Genomic DNA, 14,989 nt, shown 5'->3' on the forward strand with positions numbered 1-14,989 from the left:
AAATACGACGGGGTTTGAGGCAGAGCCCCAACAGTAAGGCGCATCTTGATGCGCCCTTCCCCCGGCGCTATGAACAAAATATGAACACGTGCGATCTCACTCTCGCCGGTGCGGCGCTCAAAGCGCTCGGCTCCGGCGCACTCTACTGGCCCGACCAAAACCTGCTCTGTATCTCGGACCTGCACTTGGGCAAAGCCGAACGCAGCGCCAGACGCAGCGGTATGCAACTGCCACCCTACGAGACGCGCGACACGCTCACCCGCATCGCCTCCGACCTCGAAGCGACAGGCGCACGCACGGTCGTCTGCCTTGGGGACAGCTTCGATGACCTCATCGCTGCGCGCAGCCTGCCCGAAGAAGAGCGGCTCTGGATCAACAAACTGCAAGCAGGCCGCCGCTGGGTCTGGATCGAAGGCAACCACGATCCCGGACCGATAGAAATTGGCGGCACTCATCTGGCTGAACTGCCCATCGGTGCCCTCACCTTCCGCCATATCGCCAAACCGGGCGCCAGCGGCGAGGTGTCCGGCCACTACCATCCAAAGGCGACGTTGCAAACACGGGCGCGCGCCATCTCGCGTCCTGCCTTCCTGATCGACAGCGACAAGCTGATCCTGCCCGCCTATGGAACCTATACCGGCGGTCTGCGCAGCCACAGCCAGACGCTGAGCAAACTGATGCGTCCCGACGCAAGCGCCGTGCTGACCGGCCCACGGCCGGTGCAAGTGCCCATGCCCCGCGGGGCCGCATGAGGGACCGGATCAAAGCCAGCTTTGCCCGGCAAAGCATGATCCAGACCTTTGGCGCCACTTTGGACGCCATCGAACCGGGTCTCGTAACCATCTCGGCCCCAATCCTGCCCGGCAGCCGTCAGCAACAAGGATTTGCACACGCTGCACTGACCTTTGGTCTTGGAGACAGCGCAGCAGGCTACGCAGCCCTCACCACGCTCCCCGAGGATCAGGAGGTCGTCACGGCAGAGATCAAGATCAACCTGACCGCCCCTGCCATTGGTGACCGCCTGATTGCAAAAGGCCGGGTCATCAAACCCGGCCGTCGCCTTATCGTCGTCAGTGCAGAGGTTTTCGCCCTCAAAGACGGGTCCGAAACGCTCGTGGCCGTGCTTCAGGGCACCATGGTTCCGGTCAAGCTGTAGGGCGGAAGTATCTTCCACCCTAGCTTTTAGGCTGTAAGACCTTCGGGCTCTGCGAGGCCGTTGGCCCGGCAGCATGCGGTGACGGTATTGGCCAAGAGACACGCGATGGTCATCGGTCCTACGCCGCCCGGTACGGGCGTGATGGCGCCAGCTACAGCAGCGCAGCTGTCATAGTCACAATCGCCCACAAGCCGCGTCTTTCCCTCGCCCTTTTCAGGCGCATCAATGCGGTTAATGCCCACGTCGATCACGGTTGCACCGGGTTTGATCCAGTCGCCTGTTACCATCTCGGGGCGGCCCACAGCAGCCACAACCACATCCGCCTCGCGCACTTTGGCTTCGATATCCTTGGTCCGCGAATGCGCAATCGTCACGGTGCAGCTGTCACCCAAAAGCAGTTGTGCCATCGGCTTGCCCACAATGTTCGACCGGCCAATGACCACCGCGTTCAGCCCCGACAATGACCCATGATGATCGCGCAGCATCATCAGACAGCCCAGCGGTGTGCACGGCACCATCGACTTCTGCCCGGTCCCCAGTAGACCCACGTTCGAAATGTGGAACCCATCCACATCCTTCGCCGGGTCGATGGAGTTGATGACAAGGTCTTCGTTCAGATGACCCGGCAGCGGCAGTTGCACCAGAATACCGTGAATCTCGGGATCTTCGTTCAGCGCCTTCACAACGGCCAACAGATCGGCTTCGGACGCATCCGCATCAAGGCGGTGTTCCACGCTCTTCATGCCAACCTCGACCGTCATCTTGCCTTTCGAACGGACATAGACCTGGCTCGCCGGGTCTTCGCCTACCAGCACAACCGCAAGGCCGGGTGTGATCCCATGCGCCTCTTTCAGGCGTGCAACATGGTCGGCCACCTGGCCCCGTACCTTGGCCGCAAAGGCCTTGCCATCAATTACAGTCGCGGTCATGTCGATTGGGTCTCCTACTTATCGGATGAAATTCACCTGATGCGCCCAGGTTTCGCCATCGCTGATCACCAGCGTGTCGAATTCCATCAGTTGCAGCAGATCAAAAAAGGTTGCCACGAATTGCAGCTCTTGCGCGCGAAAGAAGTCGTTGTTGCGCATGTTGGATGTCATTTGCGCCAGTACCGCGCGGGCCCGGAACAGGGTCGAAAACACTTCGTCGTCCAGGGCGATGACGGTCAGATGTTTGGCATCCGCCCCCTTGGCAAAAAAGACGAAGCGCGGGCTTTCGGGGGCGGCCAGTTGGGCCACCGTCAAGTTGGTCACGAACTCGACACGCACGCCCTTGCTGGAATCGGGCGCTTGCCGGATCACACGGGTGAAGTCCTCGGTCGAGGTGACTTCCGGATAGTAATACCCTTCGTACCGCTCCTGCGCCTGGGCCGTTGCAGCGGCAAAAACGAGGGTGGCAATCAGTGCAAGTAATCTGGTCATAGGTCGTCCTCCAAGTGATGGAGAGCACGCTGACCGCCGGAGCGGTGTCGGGTCAATGAGATTTCAGCCCCGTCATCGCTTTGTGACGGGGCCGAGAGGGGTTTTGCAATTAGAACAGACCTTCGATCTGGCCTTCATCATTGAGCATGATGTTTTCCGCAGACGGCAGGCGCGGCAGGCCCGGCATGGTCATGATCTCGCCGCAGACGGCCACGACAAAGCCGGCACCTGCAGACAGACGCACCTCGCGCACCGGCACCGAGTGGCCCGTGGGCGCACCGCGCAGGTTCGGATCGGTCGAGAACGAGTATTGCGTCTTCGCCATGCAGACAGGCAGATGGCCATAGCCCTGCTCTTCCCATAGCTTCAGCTGATCGCGGATCTTCTGATCCATCAGCGCTTCGTCCGCGCGGTAGATGCGCTTGGCGATGGTCTGGATTTTTTCGGCCAGCGGCATGTCATCGGGATAGATGGGTGCGAAGTTCGCGGTGTCCGCATCAGCCAGTTCCGCCACTTTGGTCGCCAGATCAGCCGAGCCTTCCGAGCCCAGTTCCCAGTGGCGCGACAGGATAGCCTCGGCCCCCTGTTCGGCCACGAAATCCTTGACCGCCTGAATTTCCGCATCGGTATCGGTGACAAAGTGGTTGATCGCAACCACCACCGGGACGCCAAAGGATTTCAGGTTCTCGATGTGGCGGCCCAGGTTCGGGCACCCTGCCTTGACGGCGTCGACGTTTTCGGCGCCCAGATCGGCTTTGGCCACACCACCGTTCATCTTCATGGCGCGCACAGTCGCCACACAGACGACCACAGAGGGCGCGAGGCCCGCTTTGCGGCACTTGATGTTCATGAACTTCTCGGCACCAAGGTCCGCACCAAAGCCTGCTTCGGTGACCACGTAGTCCGCCAATTTCAAGGCAGTGGTGGTGGCGATGACCGAGTTACAGCCGTGTGCGATGTTGGCGAAGGGACCGCCGTGTACGAAGGCCGGGTTGTTTTCCAGCGTCTGCACGATGTTTGGTTGCATCGCATCCTTGAGCAGAACGGTCATCGCGCCATCGGCCTTGATGTCGCGGGCAAAGACGGGGCTGCGGTCACGACGGTAGGCCACGATCATGTCGCCCAGACGCTTTTGCAGGTCCTTGAGGTCCTTCGCCAGACACAAGATCGCCATGACTTCTGACGCCACGGTGATGTCAAAACCAGCCTCACGCGGGAAACCGTTGGCCACACCGCCGAGGCTGGCCGTGATCTGGCGCAGCGCCCGGTCGTTCATATCCACCACGCGACGCCACACAACGCGGCGGGTGTCGATCTCAAGTGCGTTGCCCCAGTAGATGTGGTTGTCGATCATGGCCGACAGCAACGAGTGGGCAGAAGTGATGGCGTGGAAGTCACCTGTGAAGTGCAGGTTCATCTCTTCCATCGGCACGACTTGCGCGTAACCGCCACCAGCGGCACCGCCCTTCATCCCGAAGTTCGGCCCAAGCGAGGCTTCACGGATACACACGCAAGCGTTCTTGCCAATGCGGTTCAGACCATCGCCCAGACCCACAGTGGTGGTCGTTTTGCCCTCACCCGCAGGTGTGGGATTGATGGCCGTGACGAGGATCAGCTTGCCGTTCTCGCGGTCCTGGACCGAATTGATGAAGTTCTGGCTCACCTTGGCCTTGTCATGGCCGTAAGGCAGCAGATCGGCACTTTCGATACCCAGCTTGGCCCCGATCTCCTGGATCGGCTTCTTCTGCGCCTCGCGCGCAATTTCGATGTCGGATTTATAGGCCATGGTAGCTCCCCGCAGTCCTGAATGGGCACGTCTTTCGTGGCCTGCATACAGGCGTATGCCTAGGGGAGATGCGTGCGATTCCGACATTTTGGGACGTTGCAGCGGCCCAATTGCGATCACCGGTTTCATTTCGGAAACGGTGGGCAGGAACGCGAAACCTGGCACGGGGCGCAGGACACCTGCGCCTTACGAATAGGATTTGCCGCGGTAAGGCGCAGTTCACTGCGCCCGCATGGCAGAGGACACCTCTGCCTTACCGAGTGCCGAACCTGTAAGACGCAAGTGTCCTGCGCCGCTCTTGTTCAGCCTGCGCGCGCCGCCTCCAGATGGGGCCAAACCGGCTGATCAGGCACGTGCAGGGTCAGCATATCTCCCACGGCCAAAAGGCCACCATGTTCGACCCAGGCCGTCACACCGCGCCGTCCCTTGGCCGCAGGCTTGTAAAGCTTGCCCATGCCCTGTGCCTCTTCCTCGATCTCCTTGCCCGGATAGATGCAGGGGCGGTTTTCAATATCAACAGCAAGACCGACGCCGCTTTCCGACATCAAGCGAGACGCAGGCGGCACATGGGTAAAATTCGGAATCCCCTCGATCACCAGAGATGCACCGACCCATGCGGGATCAATGCGCTCCAGCCCCATCTCAGTCGCAGTCGCGGCCAGTTCCTCAGCACTCAGGATCGACAATTGGCGCGTGTTCCGTATTTCTGTTCCGGGTGTGTATTGCGACCGCACCCGCACGCAGGACGGACGCGTCGGTCCACCATGATCCTCGCCCGGAAAGCCATCCAACGTGACGTCGACAGATTCGGCGGCTACAGCCCGCAGGCTGGCTTCCCGGCTTGGAACGTGACCCAGCCACGTGATTTTCGCCGTAAAGGATGTCGGTTTCAGTGCAGGCATGTCCACCCCTCAATCAAGTGTTTCCGAGGTCCTATCAGCGCGCTGCCTGCATGGCCAATGACGCTTTGCTACCGCGCGCGCACAATTCGTGATGACTTACGACTGGATCGGTCTGCGCACACGACGCAAGGCCGGGCGGATCACCAACGGCACCAGGCAAACACCGCACCAGAAGATGGATCGACCGACATACCAATCCAGCAAGTACCAATGCCACAGCGCCAGCGCTGCAGCAGGATAGACCAACAAGTGCAATGACTTCCATTTCCGGTCCAATCGACGCACTGACCAAGCGTTTGACGTCAGTGCAAGGATAACAAACAGCGCGAAACTCAACCAGCCAACGGCAAATTCCAGTTGCCACAGATCGAATAATACGGCGGGCAGACTGCGTTCATGCGCCAAGTAGTACCACAGATGCAGCGCCGCATAGATTGCGCTGCCAAGACCCAGATGCCGCCGCCTGCGCAACAGCCAACGTCCAAATCCCTGCCCACGACCAACACGGCCAATCAACAGCAGGATCGGGGTGACCGACAGCGTCGCGATCAAAAACCAAACCGACCATACGCCGCTGTCATACATCAGGGCCGGATAATAGGCATCAGCGCTCCACAATCCGCGAAACGCGGTCCGTCCCGGCCACAACATGGCAAGATAGAACACAGGAACAGACTGGGCTGCCGCCTGCAAGAAAGCGATTGGGGACCACATGGTTCAGAACCTGACCACATTGATCAAATGGCACAAGCCTGCTCGCACGGACGTGATGTAGCGCCCCAAAGAAAAAGGCCCGCTCAAAAGCGGGCCTTCTTGCATCTATGTCTCAGGATCAGCCTGTCGGCTCGGGTTCCATCCCGCCATCACCCGAAGGACCCGACTTTTTCTTGGCCTTGGGAATGGCTGTCAGGCTGGGCTTCTTGTCCTCAACTGCCGACCCACCGTCCTCATCATCGGGGGCATGGGGCGGCTCGCCGTTCATGACACGCTCAATCTCCTCGCCGGTCAGGGTCTCGTATTCAAGCAAGCCCTGCGCCAGACGTTCGAACTTCTCTTCATTCTCGGTGATGACCTTCAGCGCCCAGTCATAACCATCCTGAATGAATTTTTGGACCTCCTGCTCTACCAACTCCTTGGTGTTGGCAGAGACAGAGAAACCAGCCGTGTTGCCTTGATAGCCCTGGGCCGCTTCGGAATAGTCGATGTTGCCGACCTTGTCCGACATGCCCCATTGCAGGACCATTGCGCGCGCAAGAGCCGAGGCTTGCTGGATATCGCCAGCGGGGCCATTCGACACCGAGTCCGGGCCGTATTTGTGAATCTCAGCCGCTTTACCCGCCATGGTCATGGCCAGACGCTGGTGGCATTCGTCCTTGAACATGTTCAGGCGATCCATCTCTGGCAGGCTCATCACCATGCCCAGTGCGCCACCGCGCGGAATGATCGTCGCCTTGTAAACGGGATCGCACTTGGGCAGCAGGTGCCCGACCAGCGCGTGCCCCGCCTCATGATAAGCGGTCATTTCCTTTTGCTCAGGTGTCATGACCATGCTGCGCCGTTCGGGGCCCATCATGACCTTGTCCTTGGCGCTTTCGAAATCGAGCATGGTGACAAAGCGGCGCCCGATCCGGGCCGCCATCAGCGCCGCCTCGTTCACCAGGTTGGCCAGATCAGCCCCCGAGAAACCCGGTGTACCGCGTGCGATGATGCGCAGATCAACGTCAGGGCCAAGCGGCGTCTTGCGGGCGTGCACGCCCAGAATCTTCTCGCGGCCCTTGATGTCGGGGTTGCCAACAGTGACCTGACGGTCAAAGCGGCCTGGACGCAGCAGCGCAGGGTCCAGCACATCCTTACGGTTGGTAGCCGCGATGATGATCACGCCTTCATTGGCTTCAAAGCCATCCATCTCGACCAGCAGCTGGTTGAGCGTCTGCTCACGCTCGTCGTTACCGCCGCCATAACCGGCACCCCGGTGGCGACCCACGGCGTCGATTTCGTCGATGAAGACGATACACGGCGCATTTTTCTTTGCCTGCTCGAACATGTCACGGACACGGGACGCCCCCACACCGACAAACATCTCGACGAAATCAGAACCGGAAATGGTGAAGAACGGCACACCCGCTTCACCTGCCACGGCGCGGGCCAGCAGCGTCTTACCAGTACCCGGAGGGCCCACAAGCAACGCACCTTTGGGGATCTTGCCGCCAAGGCGGGAGAATTTCTGCGGATTGCGCAGGAACTCGACAATCTCGTCCAGCTCATCCTTGGCTTCGTCAATGCCCGCAACATCGTCAAAGGTCACGCGCCCATGCTTTTCGGTCAGCATCTTGGCCTTAGACTTGCCAAAGCCCATGGCACCGCCTTTGCCACCGCCCTGCATCCGGTTCATGAAGTAAATCCACACACCGATCAGCAACAGGAACGGCAACAATGACAGGATAAAGGTCTGGAACCCGGACTGTTGTTGCGGCTCGACCTGTACAGGCACCTCGTTGGCGATCAGCAATTCGGTGACCGAAGCATCTTCGGGCTTGATGGTCACGAAGTCGTCGGTTCCACGGCGAAAGCGCACCTGCTCGCCATCCAGGGTCACCTGGGTAACAGATCCGTCTTGGACGGCTGAAACGAACTCGGAATACGTGACCTCGCGGCTTTGCAGCGTGTTGCCCGACCCACCAAACAGGTTGAACAGCGCGAGGATCAGCAGAAACAGAACGACCCAGAAGGCGATATTACGTGCGTTTCCCAAGGAAAATCTCCTGATAATACCGGTACGCGGCCCTCGCCCGCACCGTTTCCTCTAAGATAGACATGCTGCGCACATGTTCAATGCGATAAAAGTGCAGCGAAAAAAGCGTCTTTTCCACCGTCCAGCTCGGCGCTCCACTCGTCATCGAGCCCGACAAAGGGCGCCGCGACCAGACGATCCTCGTACCAGACCGCCGGAGACGCCGCCAGTGCAGCGCGCGGAAGACCAATATCACGCCATCCTTCGATGTCCGCCAACGCTTCATACCCAAGCGGGCGCACCTCAAGATCGGGATCGTCTTCCGGACCTGAGATCATCCAACGGTCATCCCACATATCGCCCACTTCGCACACGGTGTCCTTGACCGAGTTCAACTCGCGGAACACCCAGATCTTCCCGTTTTCAACGCAGATATGGCAGCCATCCAAGGTTGCGGGCTGTCCTGCCCGGACCGCCGCTAAGGTGCGCGCCACTGGGTCCTTGCGCGGAGGATAGACACTTTGCGAAGTCCAGCTCAGAGTGTGCAACATAAGCCTGCGCGCGGTTTCCTGTGGCAGCAACCGAAACTTTGCCAGATCAATGGCAATCACGCCATGGACGACTTCGGCCATGTCCCGGGCGGCCAGGAAGGTCTGCCAATCCAGCGCTTCGCGGGCGCGCGCCATGTGTTCGGCCACTTCAACAAGCTTCCCGGTTGTCACGCCCAGCGTCCCCAGGACTGTCAGAGCCTCGCGCACCCGCACACGTTCAAAATCATGTGACAGGTTGCTTGGGTCGTCACACCAGTTGATCCGGGCGTCCCGCAAAAAAGCACGCAAAGTTGCACGTTCAATCTCGAGAAAGGGCCGCACCCACGTGATGCCATGATGCACACGTCGCGCCGCCATGGCACTCAATCCGTCCACACCGGACCCGCGGGCCAGACGCATCACAAAGGTTTCGGCCTGATCGTCAGCGGTATGGCCCAGCGCAATATGACTGATGCGGTTGGCATAGGCCCAATCCGCCATGATCTCGTACCGGGCATCCCGGGCGGCAGCCTGCAAGTTGCCCTGCCCATCCCAGCCGGTCCAGTATTCCACGTGATGTGGCAAATTCCAGCGAACGCACAGATCCGTGACAAGGGCGATCTCGTCCCGGGTCTCTTCCCGCAAACCGTGGTCGACGGTGATGACATGCAGTTCAACGTCTTGATCACGGCAATACTCGACAAGGGCTGCCAGCAGCGCGACTGAATCTCCTCCTCCCGACACGGCCACTGCCATGCGTTCGGGCGGGTTTGCCCCCATGTGCGCCTTAGTCGCCGCGATCAGGGGGGCAATCATGGATCAGGAACAGCCGATATTGCGCATCGCATTCTGGGCGTCGGCAATGACAGCAGCGCCGGGAAAGCGGACCTCAACCTCGGCCAGCGTCACACACGCTTCCTGGGTCTGGCCCAACCGGCCCAAGGCGGCCCCCAACTTGAACAAGGCCTCCGGCGCAAGCGGACCTTGCGGCGACAGGGTAAAGGCAGACAGGAATGCCCGCGCGCCCTCGCGCACATCACCAAGCCCCTCAAGCGCATCACCCCGCCGCAGCTCCGCCTCTATTGAGAGCGGTCCGCCGGGGTAGGTCTGATTAAAGGTCGCAAACTGGTCTGCGGCGGTGCGAAAGTCACCGGTGGCGAGCGCCTCCTGCGCCCGCTCGAAGTCTGCTTTTTCCTGTGTGGCCAGTTGTGGCGCATCCGTCGCGGGTTGCTGGACGACGGGCGCGGTTGCGGTCGGTGCCTCACCTCCGCCCAGTGTCGGGGTGTCGCCGAGGGCAGAGATGTCACAGCCCTCTTCCAGTTCACACAAACGGAACTCCAGATCGCCAACCCGGTTGGTGCCATCGGTCACAACGCTGTTGATGCGAAACTCAAGCTGCTCGGTCTTATCAGTCAGGCGCCGCAACTCGACCTCGATGGTGTTGACGCGGTCCAGTACGGACCCACCCGCCGCACCGCCGCCGACACCACCGGTTGTCGACAGCTCACGCTTCAGACGCTGCACCTCGGTGTTGAGCACCACCAGCTCCTGCCGGATGTCGGCCAGGGTCTGATCCTGCGCCAGCGCCGGGCCCGTCAGACCAACCGCCAGCGCCAATGCGACAAAATACCGTTTCACCAAAGACATTCCCCGTCGTGTTTTCTTAGCTGGTCAAACCACCTGCCAACACCGTAACAGCCCGACGGTTCTTGGCATAGCAGGCTTCTTCGCTGCACACCTCGATCGGGCGCTCTTTCCCGAAGCTCACAACCTGCAGACGGCCCGGCTGCACACCTTGGCTGACAAGGTAAGCACGGGCTGCATCAGCACGACGCGCACCAAGGGCAAGGTTGTATTCGCGCGTGCCCTGCTCATCCGCGTGGCCTTCGATGACGGCGGTGAAATCAGCATTCTGCAACAACCAAACCGCCTGACCATCCAACGTGGCGCGCCCTTCAGGCGTCAGCGTGGACTGGTCCACCGCAAACAACACTCGGTCACCGACAGCCTGTTGGAAATAGGCGGGCGATGCGGGGTCGGACGCGCTGCCCGGCACCACACCACCGCTGTTTGCCAGCGGATCAGTTCCATCAGCCCCACCACCAAAGCGTGCCGGGTCGGTACATGCGGCCAGGCTCACGGCCGCACAGATCATCAGGATCGAAGATTTCAATTTCATGGCCTGTGCCTCTCTGTTTATCGCGCCCACTGCTTGGCGTCTTTCTGGTTGTCTACCACGTTCCTGCGCACAAGAAAACGTGGCCTTTATCGCTGCAATGGCCCCCAAGATGGGTCCGACCCGCCTTCAGGCGTGCGCACAGGGCGCAGGTTTCGGCCCGTGATGTCAACGGAATAGAGCGTCGACCGCCCCGCCGCCCCTTGGGTTTCTCGGGCAAACATGATGACGCGACCGTTGGGCGCCCATGTTGGCCCCTCATCCAGGAAGGATGCCGTCAAAAGTCGTTCCTCGCTGCCATCCGTGCGCATCACGCCAATATGAAAGCGGCCCTTCGACTGCTTGGTAAAAGCAATCAAGTCACCACGTGGCGACCAGACAGGCGTGCCATAGCGCCCCTCGCCAAAGGAAATGCGCCGCGCTTCACCGCCGCCAGCCGGCATGACGTAAAGCTGCTGGGTGCCGGAGCGGTCACTTTCAAATACGATCTGACTGCCGTCGGGGCTGAAGCTTGGCGCCGTCTCGATCGCCGGGGTCGAGGTCAGACGCTGCGATTGCCCCGACCCTACATTCATGGCCCAGATGTCCGTGTTCGCCCCTTGGGTCAGCGAATAAACCACCGTTTGCCCATTGGGGGCAAACCGGGGCGCAAAGCTCATCGTGCCGGGCTGGCTTTCCAGCACACGACGCTGCACGCTGCCGACATCCAGCACATAGATGCGCGGGAAGCCAGTTTCGTAGCTGGTGTACAACACGCGGTCCCCGGTTCCGGAAAAACGCGGTGCCAGAACGATATCCTCGGACCCCGTCAGGTATTGGATATTTGCGCCGTCATAATCCATGACTGCCAAACGCTTGCGGCGGCTATCTTTTGGCCCCGTTTCGCTAACAAAGACCACGCGGCTGTCAAAATACCCCGTTTCACCCGTGATGCGGCTGTAAACAACATCTGCCATCTTATGCGCGATGCGGCGCCATGCGTCGGTGGTGCCCGCCAGTTGCAGGCCCTCCCCCAGCTCCGCGCCCGAGAATACGTCGTACAACCGGAACTTCACCGAAATCTGGTCGCCATTTACGCTGACAGCACCGGCAACAAGCGCCTGCGCGTTGATCGCTTTCCAGTCGGCATATTGCACAGGTGCCGCGAAACTGCTGACCTGACTGATAAAGGCCGAAGACGGGATTTCCCGGAAAAGGCCGGTGCCCGTCAGGTCCTCGGCCACAACGCGGGCGATGCGCTGGCCCCAATCACCAGTGGCTCCGCCTTCGGGCACCAGATCGGGGATGGCGACGGGTAAGGGTTCAATGACACCCTCGGTGATCTCGATCCGCAGGGGGCCGCTTTGTGCTGCAGCCCATGCTGGGGCCAAGCACATCAGCATCAAAAAAAGCGCTCGAACTATCATTTGATACGCATCCTTTCGGGATTGAACGTCATCTCGATTTCCTTCCACTGCCCGTACTTCTCGGCGGGCAGGTCATATCCATCACGTGTACAGCGAATAATCGCCCGGCGCGCTGCTTCAAACGCCTGCTGCGCCGCGGTCTGGCTGCCGCCCGAGCTTGAGGCCAGGCGGATCGACGGAACCACTGGCTTGCCATCCTGCGACATATCTACTGTGACAACCACTGTGGTCTGCAATGCCTCGGACGACAGCGATCCGACATTCCAGCAATTCGAAACCGCCACACGAAGGGCGTCTTTCTCTCCTGCTGACAAGGGCGGGCCTTGCGGCACCTCTTCTTGCTCTGCGCCGCCCAGCGCCTCGCGCAGGGCGTCATTCACGTCGTCCGCGGTATCTGCAGGCTCGGCCGTCTGGGTATCGGGCTGTGCTTCTGTCTCGGGTTCAGATGCGGGTTCTGGTTCGGACGCAGGCTCTGCCCTCTGTACAGGCGGGCTGGGTCGCCGCGCGGGAGGACGCAAGGACGCCGTGGGCGCGCGCGCCGGTTCCTCGGCTTCTGTGACAATCTCGGTCGTCGCCTCTTCCGGCGCCGTAGCCTCCTGCTCTTCGGCCTGTGTCTCGCCATTGTCCGCTTCGGTGACGGCATCCTGCTGCACATCATCCGGCGTCGCCTCTGGCTCCGGCGGAGCGACAGGCTCGGGCGCGACACGCTCGGAGGCGCGCGGAATGGGCCGTGGCGCGACCTCGGGTACAACCACGGCCTGATCCTGCGGCACCGGCTGCACGGGCGCATCATCAACAACTTCGGGCTCAGGGTCAGGTGCGGGCGGCTCTGGCGCAACATCAGGCTCTGGCGCCGGGGTCGGTTCAGGTGGTTCCGCCTCGACCGCCTGATCGGGCACAGGTGTTTCAACGGGATCGGGCTGCACGTCAGGCTCCGCTGGCAAAGCCACATCAGTTGCCGTATCCGGTGCAGGTCCACTGGGCAAAAGCGCCTCGAACGCGTCAGACGAGATGACAGACACCTCCGTCACCTCGAACGGCAACGGCTCGGACTGAAAGGACCCGCCAAACAGCATCCACCCGATCAGGCCTGCATGCCCGATGCCCGATATGACCTGCCCCGTGTTCATCGAGACGTTCAAGGGTTACTCCCCCTCGCCATCCAGCGTCGGGCCGCCAATATCCGTCACAAGGCCGATGTTGGAAAAACCGCCCGCATTGAGGGCTCCCATAACCTGCATCACCTGCTCATACGGCACGGCACCGTCAGCGCGTAGGAACACCCGGTCGCTGTCGCGCTCGGCCGCGATGGCCCTCAGACGACCGACCAGATCGGCACGCTCAACTGCGGTGGTCTGGATTTGCACCTCGCCCGTTGAAGTCACCGTGATGGTCAGCGGCTCTTCCTGATCGCTGGGCAACGCATTGGCTGCCGTCTCGGGCAGGTTCACCGGCACACCCACGGTCAACAAGGGCGCAGCCACCATGAAGATGATCAAAAGCACCAACATCACGTCCACAAAAGGCGTGACGTTGATCTCGGACATCGGACGCGCCCGGCTGTGCTTGCGCCGCCGGGACCCGCCGCCATCCTTTTGAATGACACCTGCTCCCATGGCTTAGCCGTCCAACTGGCGGCTCAGGATGGTGGCAAACTCGTCCGAGAATGCCTCGTATCCCGCCACGATCCGGTCACTGTCCGCGCTCAGCTTGTTGTAGAAAATCACCGCCGGAATAGCGGCCAGCAGACCCAGACCGGTCGCCAGAAGCGCCTCGGCAATACCCGGGGCCACGACCGCAAGGTTGGTGTTCTGCTGCTCTGCAATCTCGATAAACGCGTTCATGATGCCGATCACAGTGCCGAAGAGACCGATGAACGGGGCGGACGACCCCACGGTCGCCAGAACGGTCAACCCGCCCTGCAAACTCTCCGCCTCTTTCGCAATCGCAACGTCCATGCTGCGGTCAATCCGGCTGGTGGCCCCTGCAATCAGCCCGCCATCCTCACGATGGGACCGCTGCCATTCGATCATGCCCGAGGCGAAGACCTTCTCTGAGGCCCCATCCGGCTCCGGCCCAATCTTCTCGAACAAGCCATCCAACGGCTCACCTGACCAGAACGCGCGATCAAATCGATCCGCTTCGGCCCGTGCACGACGGTAAACCAGCAATTTCTGAATGATGATGCCCCACGCCCAGAACGATGCAACGATCAGCACGATCATCACCAATTTCACCGTAAAGGTCGCGCGCAAGAAAAGCCCCCACATCGAGAAATCAACCTCGTGCGCCAGGGCGAGCGTTTCTGCTTCCATACTGCCTGCTCTTTTTGTTTGGCCGCTATTCGGCTCTTTCTTGGGCAGATTTATAGGGCAGACCCAAGGGGAAAGCTATCACTTCGGCGTCAGAACGCGTTTATTTCGCCTGCATTGCGCGGATTTCCGCGGGCAAACGGACGGGTTTTCCGGCTGTCGTCATGGTCACGGCAATGACATGCGCCCGAAAAAGCACCTGCCCGTCCCGCTGCACTTCCTGGTCAAATGTCCATCGTGCGGGGCTCACAGCCTGATGCGTGGTGACCACCTCCAGCCGATCCGCCATGCGAGCGGGGCTGATGTAGTCGGCCTCAACACGCGTGATGACAAAGACTATGCCTCTTTCCCGCATCTCATTCTGGTCCAGCCCCATCTCCTCGACAATGGTTGATCGGGCGCGCTCAATGTAGCGCAGGTAGTTCGCATAATAGACGACACCGGCCAAGTCGGTGTCCTCGTAGTAGACAATTATGGGAAAGCGGTGCGGGGTCATAGGGCCTGCTCAAATTGGGTAACGCCATAGATACCGACCGACGAAAGGCGCGCAAGCCCACCCGGGACCAAGG

At 60.7% G+C, this 14,989-nt stretch carries 16 protein-coding genes; 2 read left to right on the forward strand and 14 right to left on the reverse strand.

Translation table 11 applies throughout. From position 1 onward, the window contains the following. Positions 1-80: 80 nt before the first annotated feature. Positions 81-752, forward strand: coding sequence for a ligase-associated DNA damage response endonuclease PdeM (gene pdeM, locus Q1A51_RS03095; protein WP_299603696.1), 672 nt, complete (start codon positions 81-83; stop codon positions 750-752). Then, positions 749-1,156 (forward strand): PaaI family thioesterase, encoded by a 408-nt coding sequence (locus Q1A51_RS03100; RefSeq protein ID WP_299603699.1) that lies wholly within the window; start codon positions 749-751, stop codon positions 1,154-1,156. Before pdeM ends, Q1A51_RS03100 begins: the two co-directional genes overlap by 4 nt. Before the next feature lie 26 nt (positions 1,157-1,182). Here the strand turns inward: Q1A51_RS03100 and folD are convergent, their stop codons facing one another. The 14 genes from folD to Q1A51_RS03170 all read right to left on the reverse strand — a co-directional run bounded on the left by folD (position 1,183) and on the right by Q1A51_RS03170 (position 14,916). Next, entirely contained in the window at positions 1,183-2,085 is a 903-nt protein-coding gene (gene folD / locus Q1A51_RS03105; RefSeq protein WP_299603702.1) for a bifunctional methylenetetrahydrofolate dehydrogenase/methenyltetrahydrofolate cyclohydrolase FolD, read from the reverse strand. Positions 2,086-2,103: 18 nt separating this feature from the next. After that, positions 2,104-2,577 (reverse strand): hypothetical protein, encoded by a 474-nt coding sequence (locus Q1A51_RS03110; protein ID WP_299603705.1) that lies wholly within the window; start codon positions 2,575-2,577, stop codon positions 2,104-2,106. Positions 2,578-2,686: 109 nt separating this feature from the next. Beyond that, positions 2,687-4,363: a formate--tetrahydrofolate ligase gene (locus Q1A51_RS03115; RefSeq protein ID WP_299603708.1), complete on the reverse strand. Its 1,677-nt coding sequence runs from the start codon at positions 4,361-4,363 to the stop codon at positions 2,687-2,689. Between the two features lie 302 nt (positions 4,364-4,665). Next, on the reverse strand, positions 4,666-5,265 hold the full coding sequence (locus tag Q1A51_RS03120; protein ID WP_299603711.1) for an MOSC domain-containing protein: 600 nt from the start codon (positions 5,263-5,265) through the stop codon (positions 4,666-4,668). Positions 5,266-5,361: 96 nt separating this feature from the next. Beyond that, positions 5,362-5,979, reverse strand: a complete 618-nt coding sequence (locus tag Q1A51_RS03125) for a ferric reductase-like transmembrane domain-containing protein (RefSeq protein WP_299603714.1) — start codon at positions 5,977-5,979, stop codon at positions 5,362-5,364. A gap of 118 nt (positions 5,980-6,097) precedes the next feature. After that, positions 6,098-8,017: an ATP-dependent zinc metalloprotease FtsH gene (ftsH, locus tag Q1A51_RS03130; RefSeq protein ID WP_299208924.1), complete on the reverse strand. Its 1,920-nt coding sequence runs from the start codon at positions 8,015-8,017 to the stop codon at positions 6,098-6,100. Positions 8,018-8,094: 77 nt separating this feature from the next. Continuing rightward, positions 8,095-9,342, reverse strand: coding sequence for a tRNA lysidine(34) synthetase TilS (tilS, locus tag Q1A51_RS03135; RefSeq protein ID WP_299603718.1), 1,248 nt, complete (start codon positions 9,340-9,342; stop codon positions 8,095-8,097). A 3-nt stretch (positions 9,343-9,345) separates the two neighbouring features. After that, positions 9,346-10,173 carry a tol-pal system protein YbgF gene (gene ybgF / locus Q1A51_RS03140; RefSeq protein ID WP_299603721.1) on the reverse strand — a complete coding sequence of 276 codons (828 nt, stop codon included), beginning with the start codon at positions 10,171-10,173 and terminating at the stop codon, positions 9,346-9,348. 16 nt (positions 10,174-10,189) lie between these two features. Continuing rightward, the gene (gene pal / locus Q1A51_RS03145; RefSeq protein ID WP_299208916.1) at positions 10,190-10,705 is read right to left on the reverse strand and encodes a peptidoglycan-associated lipoprotein Pal; all 516 of its coding nucleotides are present in this window, start codon (positions 10,703-10,705) and stop codon (positions 10,190-10,192) included. Positions 10,706-10,791: 86 nt separating this feature from the next. Next, on the reverse strand, positions 10,792-12,108 hold the full coding sequence (gene tolB / locus Q1A51_RS03150; protein WP_299208913.1) for a Tol-Pal system beta propeller repeat protein TolB: 1,317 nt from the start codon (positions 12,106-12,108) through the stop codon (positions 10,792-10,794). After that, positions 12,105-13,250 carry an energy transducer TonB gene (locus tag Q1A51_RS03155; protein ID WP_366869739.1) on the reverse strand — a complete coding sequence of 382 codons (1,146 nt, stop codon included), beginning with the start codon at positions 13,248-13,250 and terminating at the stop codon, positions 12,105-12,107. The genes tolB and Q1A51_RS03155 overlap by 4 nt, the downstream gene beginning before the upstream one ends. A 3-nt stretch (positions 13,251-13,253) precedes the next feature. Beyond that, entirely contained in the window at positions 13,254-13,724 is a 471-nt protein-coding gene (gene tolR, locus Q1A51_RS03160) for a protein TolR (protein WP_299603726.1), read from the reverse strand. A gap of 3 nt (positions 13,725-13,727) precedes the next feature. Continuing rightward, entirely contained in the window at positions 13,728-14,423 is a 696-nt protein-coding gene (gene tolQ, locus Q1A51_RS03165; RefSeq protein WP_189368878.1) for a protein TolQ, read from the reverse strand. 100 nt (positions 14,424-14,523) lie between these two features. Further along, on the reverse strand, positions 14,524-14,916 hold the full coding sequence (locus tag Q1A51_RS03170; protein WP_299208860.1) for a YbgC/FadM family acyl-CoA thioesterase: 393 nt from the start codon (positions 14,914-14,916) through the stop codon (positions 14,524-14,526). Positions 14,917-14,989: the final 73 nt, after the last annotated feature.

This window comes from uncultured Tateyamaria sp., from assembly GCF_947496075.1.
GTDB lineage: Bacteria > Pseudomonadota > Alphaproteobacteria > Rhodobacterales > Rhodobacteraceae > Tateyamaria.